The sequence below is a fragment of the Sandaracinaceae bacterium genome (assembly GCA_016706685.1).
GTDB lineage: Bacteria > Myxococcota_A > Polyangia > Polyangiales > Houyiibacteriaceae > JADJJE01.
Genome location: JADJJE010000003.1, coordinates 162,257 through 177,135, shown reverse-complemented (window position 1 = coordinate 177,135; position 14,879 = coordinate 162,257). Strand labels below are relative to the sequence as shown.

The window sequence follows — 14,879 nt, the reverse complement described above, 5'->3', positions numbered from 1 at the left end:
AGGCGCAGCCATCGCCACGCCGTGCATCAAGCTTCGTGCCAGTGGCGCGCTCGGAAACCCCGAAATTTTCGCAGGCCCCACGACGTGCGATTGGGTCGTATTGACCCGCCGAGTCGTTTTGACTCTTCGTAGCGGTGACCGCGCTCCAGCCTTCCCAACCCCCCTGGCCTGCGCTATCCCCCTCTCATGATCGAGATCGAGTTCCTCGGCGCGGCGCAGGGCGTCACGGGTTCCATGCACCTCGTGCGCACCGTCCAGGGGAACGTGCTGCTGGACTGCGGCCTCTTCCAGGGCAGACGCAAGGAGTCGGTGGAGCGCAACAGCCACTTACGGGTGGACCCGGACGAAGTGAACGTGGCGGTGCTCTCGCACGCCCACATCGACCACTCGGGCGCGCTGCCCGTGCTCTACAAGCTGGGCTACCGCGGCGCCATCTACACCACCGAGGCCACGCGCGACCTGTGCGAAGCCATGCTGGCCGACGCGGCGGCCATCCAGATGCACGACGCCGAGTGGATCAACGCCAAGGTGGCGCGCGGCGTGACCAACATGGACCCGGTGGAGGCCCTCTACGACCAGAGCCACGTGGACGGCGTGATGGCGCAGATGGTGGGCATTCCCTACCACCAGAAGCAGCAGCTCTTGCCCGGCATCACCGTCACCTTCTACGACGCAGGCCACGTGCTGGGCAGCGCGCTGGTGGTGCTGGACATCGACGACGAGGGCGACATGAAGCGTGTCCTCTTCTCGGGGGACCTGGGCCGGCACGCCATGCCCATCCTGCGCGACCCGGAGCACCCGCACGGGGCGCACGTCCTGATCCTGGAGGGCACCTACGGCGACCGCCTGCACCCGCCGCGTGCCCAGATGGAAGACGACCTCGCGGAGATCGCGGCCGGCGCTTGGGCGCGCGGGGGCAAGGTGGTGATCCCGTCGTTCGCGCTCGAGCGCGCGCAGGAGATCCTGTACACGCTGCGGCGGCTGCACGACGCGGGACGCTTGCCGGACATGCCGGTGTACCTCGACTCCCCGCTGGCGCTGAAGGTCACCGACGTGTTCCGCGAGCACGTGGGCATCTACGACCAAGAGACGCGCGACATGCTGGCCAACCACCAGTCGCCCTTCAACTTCCCCGGCCTGCGCTACGTGGAGTCCGTGCGCGAGTCCATGGAGATCGACAAGAAGCCGGGCCCCTGCATCATCATCGCGGCCAGCGGCATGTGCGAGTTCGGGCGCGTGGTGCATCACCTCAAGGCCATCGTGGAAGACCACGACAGCGAGGTGGTCATCGTGGGCTTCATGGCGCAGCACACGCTGGGCCGGCGGCTGGTGGAGCGGCGCCCCAAGGTGCGCATCCACGGCGTGGAGTGGACGCGCTCTTGCCGCGTGACCGTGCTGGAGGGCTTCAGCGCGCACGCCGACCAGCAAGATCTATTGAACTTCGCGGAGGAGACGCGGCAGCGCGGCCCGCTGCGCCACGTGGTGCTGGTGCACGGGGAGGAGCCTCAGCTGCGGGCGCTCGAGCAGCAGCTCACCGAGCGGCACTTCCCGAGCGTGAGCGTGCCGGCCGAGGGCGACGTCCTCACGTTCTGACCTCCTGCTAGCGGACCACCTCCGGCGCCGGCGGCGGTGGCGGCAGGGTGGGCACGCTGGTGAACAGCACGCGCAGCGTCAGCTCGCTCGATAGCTCCACCCGCTGGTGACGCATGAGGGTGGCCGAGCGCACCACCTCGTCGTCCACCTGCACGCCGTTGGTGGAGCCCAGGTCGAAGATGCGCAGCGCCCCGCGCTCGAGGATGAGCAGCGCGTGCACGCGCGACACCTGGGTGTCGAGGGGCTGGTTCCCGAGGTCCCAGCAGCGGTCGTAGCGCCCCAGCAGCACGCCGCTCTCGAGCTGCTCGCGGGTGAGCACCAGGGTGCCCAGCACGCGCGCGTGGGAGGTGAGGTGGAAAGCACAGGCCCCCTCGGCGCGCGCCGCGTCGAGGTCCACGGAGATGTGGCTCTGCGCAAAGGGAGCCGAGGGAATGATGGAGCCCAGCTCCACGCGCCGCAGGCCTGCCAGCTCACTCACGCGGCTGCACGACTCCGACCTGGACGCGAGCGTGGGGCGCGCCGGCTCTGGCAGGGGCAGGTCCCAACGCTCGGGCTTCCGCGGCTGCTCGCGCTCACACACCGTCAGTAGCTCGGGCACGGGCAGCGCCTCCGGCAGCTCTTGCTTTGGATCCTCCGGAACGAACAGCAGCGTGAGCCCGCCCATGAGCGCCGCAAAGGGACCCACCGCGTCGAGCGCGCGCACGCTGTGGTCGCGGCCCAGCACGATGCCGTGCGGTGACTCGAGGTCCATGACGTTGAGCACCAGCTGGCCGTCCATGCGCCGCGCCCGCAGCAGCGCCTGCCGCAGCGAAAACGCGTGATGCTCCTCGGCCACCCTGAGGTCCACGCAGTGGTGGCGACCCACGATGGCGTGCGCCCCCGCGACGGCCGGCACGAAGCCGAGCGGCAGCCCACCCGTGCCGGTGTGGAACACCCAGTAGCCCGTGTGCAGCTGGGCCGCCTGCTTGCGCAGCTCCAGCACCTTCACACGCGCCCTCCGATAGAGCGTCATGGCCTCGAGCACGGACTGGTCGAGCGACCCGAGCGGCGCCACCATCGTCGCCAGATCCCGTTCGTCTTCCCGCGTGCCCATCCTTCCAGTCTGCAAGTCCGTAGCGTGCACGGCAATGGCCTCGCGCTCTCGGCTTGCACCGAGGCGCACGCACGCTGCACCCTGCCCGCCCATGGACGCGAAGGCGCAGCTCTTTCTGGTGATCTCGGTCAGCGCCATCATGCTCACCATGGGGCTCGGGCTCACCACGGGTGACTTCCGGCGCATCGCCGCGCAGCCACGCGCCGTGGTGGTGGGGCTGGTGGGGCAGCTCGTGGGCCTGCCGGCCATGGGCTTCCTGTGGGCCTGGGCGTTCGGGCTCAGCACGCCGCTGGCGCTCGGGCTGGTGCTCATCTCGGCGGTCCCCGGCGGGGCGCACAGCAACCTCTACTCCAGCTTCGCCAAGGCCGACATCGCGCTGTCGGTCACGCTCACCGCCCTGAGCGGCGTCATCACCATCGTCACCATCCCGCTGGTGCTCAGCCTGGCCATCGCCGTCTTCGCCGTTCCGGGCGAGGTCCCGCCCATGCCCATTGGCGCCACCATGCTGCAGATCTTCTTCGTGATGGGCCTGCCCGTCGCGCTGGGCATGCTGCTGCGCGCCCGCAGCGAGCGCTGGGCCAAGCGCCTCGAGGGACCCGTGAAGGGCGCGGCGGCGCTCCTGCTGGTGCTCATCATCGTCGGCTCGCTGCGCGGCAACGGCGACAAGCTCGCGGCGGCGGCGCTGTCCTCGGGGGCGGCGGTCGTGGCGCTCAACGTGTCGGGCATGCTGCTCGGCTGGGGGCTCGCGCGGCTGGCAGGGCTCCCCCTCCCGCAGCAGCTCACCATCACGCTCGAGGTGGGCATCCAGAACGCCACGCTGGCCTTCGCACTCGGGCTCGCGCTGCTGCGCGGTGACCTGTCGCTGCTGCCGCCGGTGTTCCTCTACTCGCTGCTGGTGTACTTCACGGGCGCCGTGGTGGTGGTCATCGGCCGCCGCGCGCACGCGCGCACGCTGGCCGCGGCGACTCACGCTGCCCCTGCGGAGGCGGCCACGTGACCTCCCGCGAGCGCGGGGTGGCGCTCGGCCAGTGGGTCGCGCTCGGCTCGCTGGTGGGCCTGCTCGCGGGTGTGGCGTCCGCGCTGTTCCTGTGGCTGCTGGAGCTCGCCACCGACTTCCGCACGGGTGACGAGCGCATCGTGTACCTGCTGCCCGTCGCGGGCCTGCTGATTGGCTTCGTCTACGAGCGCTACGGGCAGCCCATCAAGGCCGGCAGCAACCTGGTCATCGACACCATCCACGACCAAGGCCCCGAGATCCCGCTGCGCATGACGCCCATGGTGCTCATCGGCACCGTGCTCACGCACCTCTTCGGCGGCAGCGCGGGGCGCGAGGGCACCGCCGTGCAGATGGGCGCGAGTCTGGCGGACTGGGTGTCGCACCGCCTGCGCGTGAGCCCCGCCATGCGGCAACAGCTGCTGGCGGCCGGCGTGGCGGGCGGCTTCGGCTCGGTGTTCGGGACGCCCATTGCCGGGGCCGTGTTCGGGCTCGAGTTCATCGTGCTCGGGCGCATCCGCTACGACGCGCTGGTGCCGGCGCTGGTGGCGTCGCTGGTGGGCGACCTGACCACGCGCGCCTGCGGCATCGGGCACACGGCGTATCCGGTGGTGGCGCACCTCTCGCTCACGCCGCTCTTGGTGGCCAAGTGGCTGGTGTTCGCGTTGGCCGTGGCGGCCACCACGGCGGGGTTCATCGAGCTCACGCACTTCCTCAAGAAGCGGGGCGAGCAGCACGTGAAGCCGCTCGCGGCCCGCATGTTCCTGGGCGGCGTGGTGGTGGTGCTGCTGTGGAAGCTGGTGGGCACCAGCGACTACTTGGGCCTGGGTGTGCCCACCATCGTGCGTGCGTTCGAGGACCCGAGCCTGCCGGTCTACGTGTTCGCGCTGAAGCTGCTGTTCACGGCCGTGACGCTGGGCGCAGGCTTCCTGGGCGGGGAGGTCACGCCGCTGTTCTTCGTGGGCGCGGCGCTCGGTAGCGTGCTGGCGCGGCTGCTGGGCATCCCCATCGAGCTGGGTGCGGGTGTGGGCCTGGCGGCGGTCTTTGCGGCGGCCTCCAACACGCCGCTGGCGCTCTCCATCATGGCGGTGGAGCTGCTGGGCGCGGCGGTGCTGCCGCACGTGGTGATCGTGTGCGTGGTGGCCTACGTGTTGACGGGGCACCGCAGCATCTATCCGGCGCAGCGCCTCTTGCGGGGCAAGGGCGGCCCCGAGCTCGCGAACCTCGTGGCCCTGCGGGATGTTGCCAGCGGGGGCGCGAAGGGTGAGCCTCCCAGAGAGGCCCCATGAACACGACCAGCTTCGACATCCACGTGCGCACCCTCGAGTGCAAGCGCTGTGGCGCGCCGGTCGCCACGGACCAGCGCGGGGGCGAGATCACGTGCCGCTACTGTGGCGTGGTCAACGTGCTCAGCACGCGTCAGGCCGCAGCGGGCGCGGGGGTGGTGCGCTCGCTGGCCGACGAAGTGGCGCGCCTCTCGCGCCTCAAGGCACAGCTGGTCAACCCCATCTCGGCGCACGCCTACGACTTGAGCCTGCCCCCCATGGGCTGGAAGAAGGGCGAGGTTTACCAGCCCGCCGGCATGGAGCGCGCCAGCCGAGAGTGGCGCGCCGCGCGCGAGAAGCCGTCGCCCCTGGCCGAGGAGCAGCGCAAGCTGTGCTGGCTGACGGTGTCGCTCGCCGATGGTTATCGCCGGCTGGGCCAGCCGCTCAAGTCGCGCGCCGTGCTGGAGACCGCGCTCGAGATGCTGGCGGACGACGGGCACCGCCAGCTGGTGCGCTGCCGCCTGGCGGTCGGCGCCATCGACGAGGACGACCTCGACTCAGCGGCAGGGTGGCTCGCCGAGTGTGACCCGTTCCCCGAGGTGCTGGAGCTGGACAGCGCCTACCGCGACGCGCAGGCGCGGCTGCACACGGCACGCGGCGATGGGCCGGCGCTGCTCGGCGTGGTGGGCGCGCGCGCCACGGACATCCCCATCGCCCCCGAGCACGACCGCAACGTCACGCTCATGCGCATCCATGGCCTCGAGCTGGCGGGGTATGCGGCCGAAGCCGACGCGGAGCTCGAGCGCGGAAGTGGGACCAACGGCCGCCGCGACATGCTGGCCCACCTCGCCGAGGGCAACCTCGCGCCGCAGGTCCGTGAGCGCGCCGCGAAGGGCGCCCTCGAGCAGCAGCTGCACGACTTGACCACCAAGCGGGCGGGGCTCGCCGGCAACGTCATCGACGCGCTGCTTCCGTCGCTCACGTTCCTGCCCGTCATCGCCGCGTTCTTGATGGTCCCCATCGCCGTGTCGCGCTGCGTCGCGGACGCCGACCCGCTGCTGGGTGCCTATGGGTACCCTCTCTGCCCCAAGGTATGCGAGGGCTGTCACGGGCCCGTGCGGGTCTCCACTGCGTGGGTCCCCTCGGGTCCTGGCGAGTGGACCAGCGACGGCGCCGACTACTACTGCGCGTCCGACAAGAACGACGTCGAGGTGCTCACGGACGAACAGCTCGAGGACAGCCAGCAGACCCTCGGGCCCTACCGCATGAACGCCCTCACCGCCGCTGGCGGGAGCTACCTCATGCTGCTCGCGATCCTGCTGGTGCTGCTGCCCTTTCAAGGCGCGCGGCGCTGGGCGTTGCATCGCGGTGAGCTCGCCGCGCTGAACGCCAAGCTGGACGAGCTGGCGGAGCAGCTGGGCGTCAGGGTCCCGCCGCCCGCACCGCCGCACATGCACTCGTTCGGCGTTGGTCTCGTGGTGTTGGTGGGTGCCGCCGGCGGAGGCGCGCTGCTCATCGTGCTGGGCATGTGGATGGGCTGAGGCCCAGCCCTTCGGGTCACATCAGGATGTTGTTCGTTGGCGTGAGCGGCGGCGGCAGGTCGGTCTCACCCAGCATGTCGCGCAGGTCGATCTCGATGCCGCGGCTCATGGCGCTGATGGGCACGTCGTTGGCGGAGCCCTCGAAGGGGTTCTCGGAGGCCTCGCCGATCTTGTCCATGGTGTGGAAGACCCACGCGATGATCACGGTGAGCGGCACGGCCAGCCACACCCCGAACGCGCCGAGGCGCTTGAACTCGGTGACCAGCCCGAAGGGCAAGAGCACGATGAAGAGCCACACGAAGATGAGGTTGAGCGTGGCGAACTGGCGCGGGTAGGGGAAGTTCTTGATGCGCTCGCACTTGCCCTGCTGCTCGTAGAGGGTGCTGACCAGGCGCACGATCTCCACCTGGCGATACTCGCTCAGCCGGCCCGCTTCGTTGTGCTTCCGCAGCTCCTCGGACTGCAGCGCCAAGAGCGCCGCCGCGCGGTTCTTCTTGCCGAGCACGCGCGCACACTCGTCCGGGCTCAGCAGCTTGCCCAGCTCCTCGTCGAGCGGGGTCTTGCGCTCCGGCACGCTGAAGTGGCTCGCCTCGAATTCGAGGTTGTGCTTCATCTGCTTGGTCTCCCACACGCGCGGCTCGCGCAGCTGGTAGCGGAGCGCCGTGAGCCATGCCACGTGCCGCAGGATCATGCGCTGGTGCGTCTGGCCGCTCGCCTCCGGCGTGATCAGGTCGCGCACCATCACGCCCCAGCTGCGGCTGGCGTTCACGATGGCGCCCCAGATCTGGCGCGCCTCCCACAGGCGCCCGTAGGCCGCGTTGCACTTGAAGCCCGTCACGAACGCCACGGCCGTGCCCAGCACCACCACAGGGGCCCACGGGATGACGCCCACGTCGACCCCGGCGCTGCAGAGCCCAGCGGGGGCGCTGGCCACCAAGACGAACGTGAAGAGCTCGCGTCGAGTCCACGTGAGGATCTCGCGCAGGGAGTAGTGGCGGCCCGCGTGCATGGCGGCTCAGGGAATACCGCGGCCGGTGGGAACTCTCCAGCCGTTTGGGTGTCGGATGGCTGTGGCCTCGTTGAAAATGTTCGCTGTCACGGGTACCGTCACCGCCATGGGTCTCCGCTCGGGGCTGACGCTCATTTCGCTCATCGTGCTCGGTGCAGGCCTTTCTGGCTGCGGCGCCGACGGGCCCACCTGCAGCGGCACGGCGCCCATCGACACCGTGGCGGTGGCGAGCGCGATGGGGACCGCCACTCTCACAGGCGCGCCAGCCCTCGTGTCCGTGCGCTTGCTCTCGATGCCGACTGCGCCCGTCGAGCTTCGTCCCGAGAATCTCACGGGCCTCATCCTGTCCACCGACGTGCTGCGCTTCGAGGCGGGTGAGCAGGGCCCCAAGACGTTTGAAGTCCGGGTCCCGAGCGACTGGGAAGCCACCTCGTGGACGCTGGGCTTCGAGCTGAGCACGGGCAGCCGCGATGCTGTGTTCAGCTGTATCCCCATCACCCCCGTGTTCGGGTCCGTGGGCGCGGGAGGCTGCGCTGACGGCGTCTTGGCCGCCGACGAGGAGTGCGATCCGGGGCCCGGCGGCTTCAATCTCTGGGAGCGCTGCGACTACGGCGAGACCTCGTGCCAGGTGTGTTCGCCCTTGACGTGCCGCTACGAGCCCGGCCAGCCCAGCTACTGCGGCGACGGGATGGTGGACCCGGCCAGCGAAGAGAACTGCGACGGGGACCCCGGCCTCGACTGCACCCCACCCGTGGGTGCTCTCGGCGGGTATGCGCTGGGCGAGGTGCGCTGCGATGACTGCCGCTTGGTGCGCGACTGCACGTGGTACGGCTCGTGCGGCACCGTGACGGGCCCATGCGTCACCACGGCGGGGCCAAACTCCCCCTCGGGCCCGGTGGTCCCTCACTCATGCGTGCTGCGCGGGGGAGTGCCGGAGTGCTTTGGTGACAACACTTACGGGCAGGCGCGTCCACCCGAGGGCGAGAGCTTCGTGGCCCTGACCACCGGCCGACATTACACATGTGGCCTGCGCGCGAACGGAACCATCGCCTGTTGGGGTGACAACGCCTACGGGAAGGCGTCGCCGCCTTCCGGACAGTTCAGTGACCTAGTCACCGTTGGGGACACTTCGTGCGCCCTCACAGCAGGCGATGGGAGCATTCGCTGCTGGGGCAGGCAGGACTACTTCCTGACCCCCATCCCTAGCGGGGGCGACTTCCACTCGCTCACCGCAAACGAAGCGTTCAGCTGCGTGGTGGACGCGGACCAGCGCGCGCGCTGCTGGGGCACCATCCCGCTCGCGCCACCCGACATCGCTCTCTCCTTCGTGCACGCTGGTGGCGACACCGCATGTGGTCTCGACTCGGAGGGAACCTTGCACTGCTGGGGTTTCGCTTGGACCCGGCCGGCCCCGGTGCCGGGCGTGTTCTCACCGCAGCCCGCCGGCGATGGCTTCTGCGGCACCAACGGCGAAGAGCTGGTGTGCTGGGGAGGCGGCACCCCCACACCTGCCGTGGACGTGTGGGCCCGCGCCAGCGGCACCTGCAGCGTGACCATGGTGGGCGAGCTGCAGTGCGCCGACCCGAGCTGCCCCGACATGACGCACGCCACCTTCGTGGGCGTCAACGTGAGAGGCGACTCGGTCTGCGGTGTGACCGACGAAGGCATCGCGTGGTGCGGTGAGTGCGCGCCCGGTGGAGCGGGAGCCTCGCCGCGGCAGGTGGCCCAGGACCCGGCCCAGGACGTCGAGCGTCGCTGCACCGTGGACACGACCGGCACGCTGCGCTGCCGTGGCTTCCTCGAGGGTGTGGTCCTCGGTGACTTCGCCGAGGTGGTGGCGGGCGAACAGCACGCCTGCGCGCGGGACGTGGATGGCCGCGTCTACTGCTTTGGCGAATTTGCGAGCGCGCCTCCCGCGGGACTGATCGCACGAGCCATCGCGGCGACCCGTCGGGTGGCCTGCGCCGTGGCCACCGACGGCACCCTTCAGTGTTGGGGCGACCCGGTGGGACTCGACGACCTGCTGAGCCCGCCCTCCGGCAACGACTTCGTGGACGTGGCGATGGGCGACCAGCACGGCTGCGCGCTGCGCAGCACGGGCGAGCTCAGCTGCTGGGGCTACGAGCTCTCGGGCGAGACCAGCCCACCGAGCGCGCTGCGCCTGACGACGCTCACCGGGGGCGACTGCGGGTTCGACACCGGTGGCGCGTACGTCTGCTGGGGTGCGACGTCACCCCGCTTCGACGAGGTGGTCTGCTGGGATCGCGATTGCCGTGCGCTCAGCGCCACGGCGTCGGCGCGCGTGAGCGGCCACCAACCGGATCGGTACGACATCCTGCCGCGCGACTTCGGGCTAGTCACCGACTTCTGCACGGTGTCCCCGGAGGGCCAGCTCTCCGACATCGGCGGGGGCCTCACCGGTCAGTGCAACGCCGGGGCGTCGGAGTTCCAGCGCCCACCGGACACCGTCTCCATCCTCGACATCGCCAGCGTGCGCAACGCCGAGGGCCAGGTGTTGTGCGCGCTCACGGACGACATTCAGTCCGACGCGCGCTCGCTGCGCTGCTGGGGCGCTGGCTTCGCCACGGGGCTCTCGCACCCTGGGTTTCACGTCGGCACCTACACGGCCCTGTCGCTCGGCTTGGACCAGCTGTGCGCGCTCCAGCCGAACGGCCTGCCGCGCTGCTTCCCCGACGGCGTGACGCCAGCGCCGCCCGCCGTGGCGCTCAGCGCCATCGCGTCGAGCGTGGGGCAGACCTGCGGCGTGGCCAGCAGCGATGGGCACCTCGTGTGCTGGGGAAACCAGGCGCTGACGCCGCCCAGCGGCAGCTTCGTGGACGTGACCCTCGGCAACGGCTTCGGCTGCGCACGTGAGTCGAGCGGCGACGTGACCTGCTGGGGCAGCTCCGCCTACTACGCGCACGTGCCGCCCAGCGGCGTGCGCTTCCTCTCCATCGGAGCGACGGACACGTACGTGTGCGGCATCGACGAGGACCAGCGCCTGCGCTGTTGGGGGGAGTACGCATGGAACCTCTGAAGACGATGCGCGCGCTCGCCCTGCTAGCCGTCGGGTGGCTTGCGGCGTGCGGCGGCCCGAGTGGTGCCGACCCCGATGCCGGCACACCCGAGGATGGCGGTGACATGCAGGACGCCGGACCGCTGCCGGTGCATCCCCGCCTCGCGCCCGCGCGCCTGCCGTTCCGCCTGGCGCTGCCCGAGATCAACACGTCGCTCTTCACCACCGGCACACGCGCCTTCGATGATGGCACGCTGGTGGGCTACCGAGAGGCGTCGTTCCCGGTGCTGGGCACGCTCGTCGCCGTGGCGGCACTCCCGGACAGGCTGGTGGTAGTCTACCCGGATCTCGAGACCGGGCGCATGGCCGTGGCGCACGCCGGTCTCGACACGCCGTGGCAGCGCTTCCCGCTGGGCAGCCTCGCCCTGCCCAGCCAGGTGGGCGCCGTGGACGCCATCGTGGGCGACGACGGCAAGGTGCTGGTCGCGCTCGCGCTGCAGACCGACGTGGTCACGCTCTACGAGGTGGAGCTCGACGGCACGGTCACCACGCTCTTCGAGGACCAAGTGGGCGTGGACGTGTGCCCGGCGCTGCGCCTCGGCCGCTCACGCGCGGGCGACGTGGACCTGTTCTACAAGCGCACCTGGTGGCACCGTGACTCGGGCGCAAGCACGTGGACGCGCGAGACCCTGCCCCACCAGTTCAGCGGGCCCATCGCGGCGGAGAACGCGGACATCGGCTGCGTCATGCGCGTGGCCTACGACGAGACCGACCGACCGATGGTGCTGGGCCTGGCGCGCGTCTGGGAGCCGGTGCTGACCAGTGGCGGCGTGCCGATCGACCGGACCAACCTCCAGACGTCTGGCACCGGCTGGACGCGCACCGCGCACGGTGAGTGGGTGCACCAGAGCGGCAGCAGCACGCCGGGCGCGGGGCTGGGCTTGCCCGCCGAGTGGCACGAGGGCTGGATCGACCTCGAGAGCCACCCCGAGGGGCACATCTTCAGCGGGCCGTTCGTGTACGACAGTGGCACGCAGTTCGAGATGGAGCTGGTCTCGCTGCGGCGCGATCCCCTGGCGGTCACCACCTATCCCATCGAGAACCCGAACCCCATTCCAGACTTCATGTTCACGGAGGGTGGCGACCTGCAGGAGGAGATGCGGCTCTACGCGTACCAGTTTCGCTACCTCGGGAACTTGATGAAGCTGACCTTCAGCCCGTGCGGCACGTCCACGGTGTACTCGGTCAGCTGGCCCACGTTCCAAGAGGACCCCTTCTCCGAGATCCGCATCGCCGTGGCCCCGCGGAACCGGTGCGACTTCGCGCCGCGCGCGCCCGTCTTCGATCACGGCCAGCGCCTCCCCAACGACCTTCTCCGGCGGCGCCCCGTGTTCGCGCACGGCTTTCGCTCCTATGACGCGGCGGTTTGCGTGGTGGGCACCGACGAGATGGTGGTTTGCCAGGGAGCGTGGGGCACCGTGCGCAACAACGACCAAGCCGACCCGTTCTTCTCGAGCGGACACGCGGTCCCCGCGCTGGTCTCCACCAGCATCGCGGACGGCGCCGTCGATGTGCCGACGGACACCGCCGCGGTGACCTTCACCTTCGACGCGCCGCTCGAGGTGGACTCCATCGACGCCGAGGTCTGGTACGTGTCGAGCGGTGGTGGCTCTCGGCGCGGGCCGATCACGGGCGTGCGTGGTGACACCAGCGTGGATGTGCAGCTGGGCGAGCACGTGGGGGTGGGCACTACCATCCGGGTGGCGCTTCACACGGGCAGCGAGGCCGACCTGATGGGTATGACGCCACCGGCGGTGAGCTTCCGCTGGGCCGGCTACGTGGAGCGCGTGGACCCACGCGACGAGGCCTCGCCCCAGGTGTGTTGCCCCACCTTTCCGTGCACCACGTGCGCCACCGAGGTCGACGTGGACTACCACGCTGGCACGCTGCTCGGCTGGCAGCTGGACGCCGACCTCGACCTCGAAAACGGCCCCGCGCCCGTGCTGCGCGACGGCAACGGCGACGTGGTGTCCGGCGTGAGCTTCCGCCTCATCCGCGCGCTGCCGTCGGACCCCTACCGCATCGAGATGGAGCTGCTGCGCGACCTCGAGCCCAACACGGCCTACACGGTGACGCTCCCACCTGGCAGCCGCACGCGCTGGGGTGCGCCGTTGAACGACTTCGAGACGCTGCGCTTCACCACCCAGGGCCCCTGAGCACCAAGCTGGGCAAGCAGGCCCTCTTCCGCTACCACCCGGTCTGTGGAGACCAGCTCGATCTACCTCACCTGCCCCGGCTGTGCCGCGGCGACCCTGCTCGACCGGCGCGGCCCGGCGGTGCGCTGCGCCGCCTGTGGCTTCGACTACACCGCCTTCCGCAAGGAGAGCGCGCCCGCCTACGAGCGCTTCCTCGTGGAGCGCATGCGTGAGGGCCCTGGTGGTCAGTTGGGCGCCGCCGCGCTGCACCAGTGGACCGGCACCGCCGGCGTGGCCGAGTCTGCTGCCTCGCTGCGTGCCCTCGCCGCACAGCACGGCGTGGCCCTGCCGCCGCCCATGACCACGGACCCGCTCCTGCGTGGCGCGCTGGTGGCGGTGGCGCTCATCGTGGTGCTGGTGCTGGGCTCCGTGAGCTATTTCATCGCGCAGGGGTCGCCCTGAGACCTGTATAACGGACGCTATGATTGACGCATAGCCACTCTTTCGGTCATAATACTGTACATTATGCCGAGAACGACGGTCGCCCCCCATCCCTTCGTGACGCGCGTGCTGAGCGAGCTGGGCGAGAACATTCGCCTCGCTCGTCTGCGGCGCGGGTTCTCCATGGAGCTGGTGGCCGCGCGCGCAGGGATGTCGCGGGCCACGCTCTCCGCCGTCGAGCGTGGGGAGCCCGGTGTGACACTCGGGTCTTACGCCAACGTCCTGCACAGCCTCGGTCTGCACGAGGACCTCGCACTGGTGGCGCGCGACGACGAGCTGGGCCGCAAGCTGCAAGACGCCGAGCTGCCCATGCGCCGCCGCGCGCCGAAGCGGCCTGGGCCCGCGAAGGCCACCAAGGCGAAGGATGACGCGCCATGACGGGCCAGCGCCGCATCGAGGTCGTGGCGGACTGGGCCGCTCTCCAAGGGCCGAGGCGAGTCGGCGAGCTCACCGCCACCCCTGCCCGCGGCAAAGAGGTGTTCGCCTTCGAATACGACAAGGCCTGGCTCGCGGCCGCCCCGCGGCAGCAGCTCGACCCAGCCTTGGTGCAGTACGGAGGGCCGCAGTACCCGGCGAAGAGCCGCGACAACTTCGGCATGTTCCTCGATTCGTCGCCCGACCGGTGGGGGCGCGTGCTCATGCGTCGGCGCGAGGCGCAGCTGGCTCGCGCCGAGGGCCGCGAGGAGCGTCGCCTGCTCGAGTCCGACTACCTGCTGGGTGTGCACGACGGCCACCGCATGGGTGCGCTGCGCTTCCGCATGGGTGAGCGCTTCCTCGACGACAACGACCACCTGGCCTCGCCGCCGTGGACATCGCTGCGGGAGCTCGAGCACGCCAGCCTGCAGCTCGAGCGCGACGGTGCCGAAGACGATCCCGACTACGGCCATTGGCTCCGCATGCTGATCGCACCGGGCGGGTCTCTCGGAGGCGCGCGGCCCAAGGCCAGCGTGCGAGACGAGCGCGGGCGGCTGTGGATCGCCAAGTTCCCGAGCCGCCTCGATGGAGAAGACGTTGGCGCGTGGGAGCACGTGGTGCACGTCCTCGCCGGGCGCGCGGGCATCGTGGTCCCGCCCGCCGAGGTGCGTCGCTTCGGCACGCGCAAGAGTGGCGGCCACGGGCATCACACGTTCCTGAGTCAGCGCTTCGACCGAACCGCGGAGGGAGAGCGTGTGCACTTCGCGTCGGCCATGACGCTGCTCGACCGCACGGACGGCGCGGGCGCCCACGACGGCGCCAGCTACCTCGAGCTGGCGGACCTCTTGATGCGGCTCGGCGAAGACGCGCCGCTGGACCTCGAGCAGCTCTGGCGCCGCATCGTCTTCTCCGTGTGCGTGTCCAACACGGACGACCACCTGCGCAACCATGGTTTCCTGCTGGGCGCGACGGGCTGGCTCTTGGCCCCGGCCTACGACATCAACCCCGACCCGCACGGCGCGGGCCTGAAGCTGAACATCTCGGAGACGGACAACGCCCAGGACCTCGGGCTGGCGCTCGACGTGGCGGGTGTGTTCCGCGTGAAAGAGCGTCGTGCCCGCGAGATCCTCGATGACGTCTGCGCTGTCGTGAACTCATGGCGCGCGGTGGCCACGGACCACGGTCTCTCGCGTGCCGCGCAAGACCGCATGCGACGCGCGTTCCGTGTGGCCGACGCCTGGGCCAAGACCTGAGCGCG

The 14,879-nt window shown here is 70.4% G+C and carries 11 protein-coding genes; 9 read left to right on the top strand and 2 right to left on the bottom strand.

The features are described 5' to 3' along the window. Positions 1 to 186 precede the first annotated feature (186 nt). Positions 187 to 1,593 (top strand): MBL fold metallo-hydrolase, encoded by a 1,407-nt coding sequence (locus tag IPI43_06555; protein MBK7773785.1) that lies wholly within the window; start codon positions 187 to 189, stop codon positions 1,591 to 1,593. Positions 1,594 to 1,600: 7 nt separating this feature from the next. Here the strand turns inward: IPI43_06555 and IPI43_06550 are convergent, their stop codons facing one another. Further along, the gene (locus IPI43_06550) at positions 1,601 to 2,686 is read right to left on the bottom strand and encodes an FHA domain-containing protein (protein ID MBK7773784.1); all 1,086 of its coding nucleotides are present in this window, start codon (positions 2,684 to 2,686) and stop codon (positions 1,601 to 1,603) included. 91 nt (positions 2,687 to 2,777) lie between these two features. On the opposite strand from IPI43_06550, the gene IPI43_06545 reads away from it, so the two are divergent. Genes IPI43_06545 through IPI43_06535 form a run of 3 tightly spaced genes read left to right on the top strand, consistent with a single transcriptional unit; the run spans position 2,778 to position 6,486 of the window. Then, positions 2,778 to 3,683, top strand: coding sequence for a bile acid:sodium symporter family protein (locus IPI43_06545; GenBank protein MBK7773783.1), 906 nt, complete (start codon positions 2,778 to 2,780; stop codon positions 3,681 to 3,683). Beyond that, positions 3,680 to 4,969 (top strand): chloride channel protein, encoded by a 1,290-nt coding sequence (locus IPI43_06540; protein ID MBK7773782.1) that lies wholly within the window; start codon positions 3,680 to 3,682, stop codon positions 4,967 to 4,969. The genes IPI43_06545 and IPI43_06540 overlap by 4 nt, the downstream gene beginning before the upstream one ends. Beyond that, the gene (locus tag IPI43_06535; protein MBK7773781.1) at positions 4,966 to 6,486 is read left to right on the top strand and encodes a hypothetical protein; all 1,521 of its coding nucleotides are present in this window, start codon (positions 4,966 to 4,968) and stop codon (positions 6,484 to 6,486) included. Before IPI43_06540 ends, IPI43_06535 begins: the two co-directional genes overlap by 4 nt. Positions 6,487 to 6,502: 16 nt before the next feature. Here the strand turns inward: IPI43_06535 and IPI43_06530 are convergent, their stop codons facing one another. Then, positions 6,503 to 7,495, bottom strand: a complete 993-nt coding sequence (locus IPI43_06530; GenBank protein ID MBK7773780.1) for a multidrug transporter — start codon at positions 7,493 to 7,495, stop codon at positions 6,503 to 6,505. A 106-nt stretch (positions 7,496 to 7,601) separates the two neighbouring features. On the opposite strand from IPI43_06530, the gene IPI43_06525 reads away from it, so the two are divergent. The 5 genes from IPI43_06525 (at position 7,602) to IPI43_06505 (ending at position 14,874) form a co-directional block, all read left to right on the top strand. Continuing rightward, the gene (locus tag IPI43_06525; GenBank protein ID MBK7773779.1) at positions 7,602 to 10,532 is read left to right on the top strand and encodes a hypothetical protein; all 2,931 of its coding nucleotides are present in this window, start codon (positions 7,602 to 7,604) and stop codon (positions 10,530 to 10,532) included. Further along, positions 10,520 to 12,727 (top strand): Ig-like domain-containing protein, encoded by a 2,208-nt coding sequence (locus IPI43_06520; GenBank protein MBK7773778.1) that lies wholly within the window; start codon positions 10,520 to 10,522, stop codon positions 12,725 to 12,727. Before IPI43_06525 ends, IPI43_06520 begins: the two co-directional genes overlap by 13 nt. 45 nt (positions 12,728 to 12,772) lie before the next feature. Beyond that, complete coding sequence (locus IPI43_06515; GenBank protein MBK7773777.1) at positions 12,773 to 13,168, top strand: hypothetical protein; 396 nt, start codon at positions 12,773 to 12,775, stop codon at positions 13,166 to 13,168. Between the two features lie 63 nt (positions 13,169 to 13,231). Further along, complete coding sequence (locus IPI43_06510; protein MBK7773776.1) at positions 13,232 to 13,585, top strand: helix-turn-helix transcriptional regulator; 354 nt, start codon at positions 13,232 to 13,234, stop codon at positions 13,583 to 13,585. Then, positions 13,582 to 14,874, top strand: a complete 1,293-nt coding sequence (locus IPI43_06505) for a type II toxin-antitoxin system HipA family toxin (GenBank protein MBK7773775.1) — start codon at positions 13,582 to 13,584, stop codon at positions 14,872 to 14,874. Before IPI43_06510 ends, IPI43_06505 begins: the two co-directional genes overlap by 4 nt. Positions 14,875 to 14,879: the final 5 nt, after the last annotated feature.

Coding starts and splice junctions, on each gene's coding strand:
- IPI43_06555 (MBK7773785.1), top strand. CDS start 187: ATGATCGAGATCGAGTTCCTCGGCGCGGCGCAGGGCGTCACGGGTTCC.
- IPI43_06550 (MBK7773784.1), bottom strand. CDS start 2,686: ATGGGCACGCGGGAAGACGAACGGGATCTGGCGACGATGGTGGCGCCG.
- IPI43_06545 (MBK7773783.1), top strand. CDS start 2,778: ATGGACGCGAAGGCGCAGCTCTTTCTGGTGATCTCGGTCAGCGCCATC.
- IPI43_06535 (MBK7773781.1), top strand. CDS start 4,966: ATGAACACGACCAGCTTCGACATCCACGTGCGCACCCTCGAGTGCAAG.
- IPI43_06530 (MBK7773780.1), bottom strand. CDS start 7,495: ATGCACGCGGGCCGCCACTACTCCCTGCGCGAGATCCTCACGTGGACT.
- IPI43_06525 (MBK7773779.1), top strand. CDS start 7,602: ATGGGTCTCCGCTCGGGGCTGACGCTCATTTCGCTCATCGTGCTCGGT.
- IPI43_06520 (MBK7773778.1), top strand. CDS start 10,520: ATGGAACCTCTGAAGACGATGCGCGCGCTCGCCCTGCTAGCCGTCGGG.
- IPI43_06510 (MBK7773776.1), top strand. CDS start 13,232: ATGCCGAGAACGACGGTCGCCCCCCATCCCTTCGTGACGCGCGTGCTG.
- IPI43_06505 (MBK7773775.1), top strand. CDS start 13,582: ATGACGGGCCAGCGCCGCATCGAGGTCGTGGCGGACTGGGCCGCTCTC.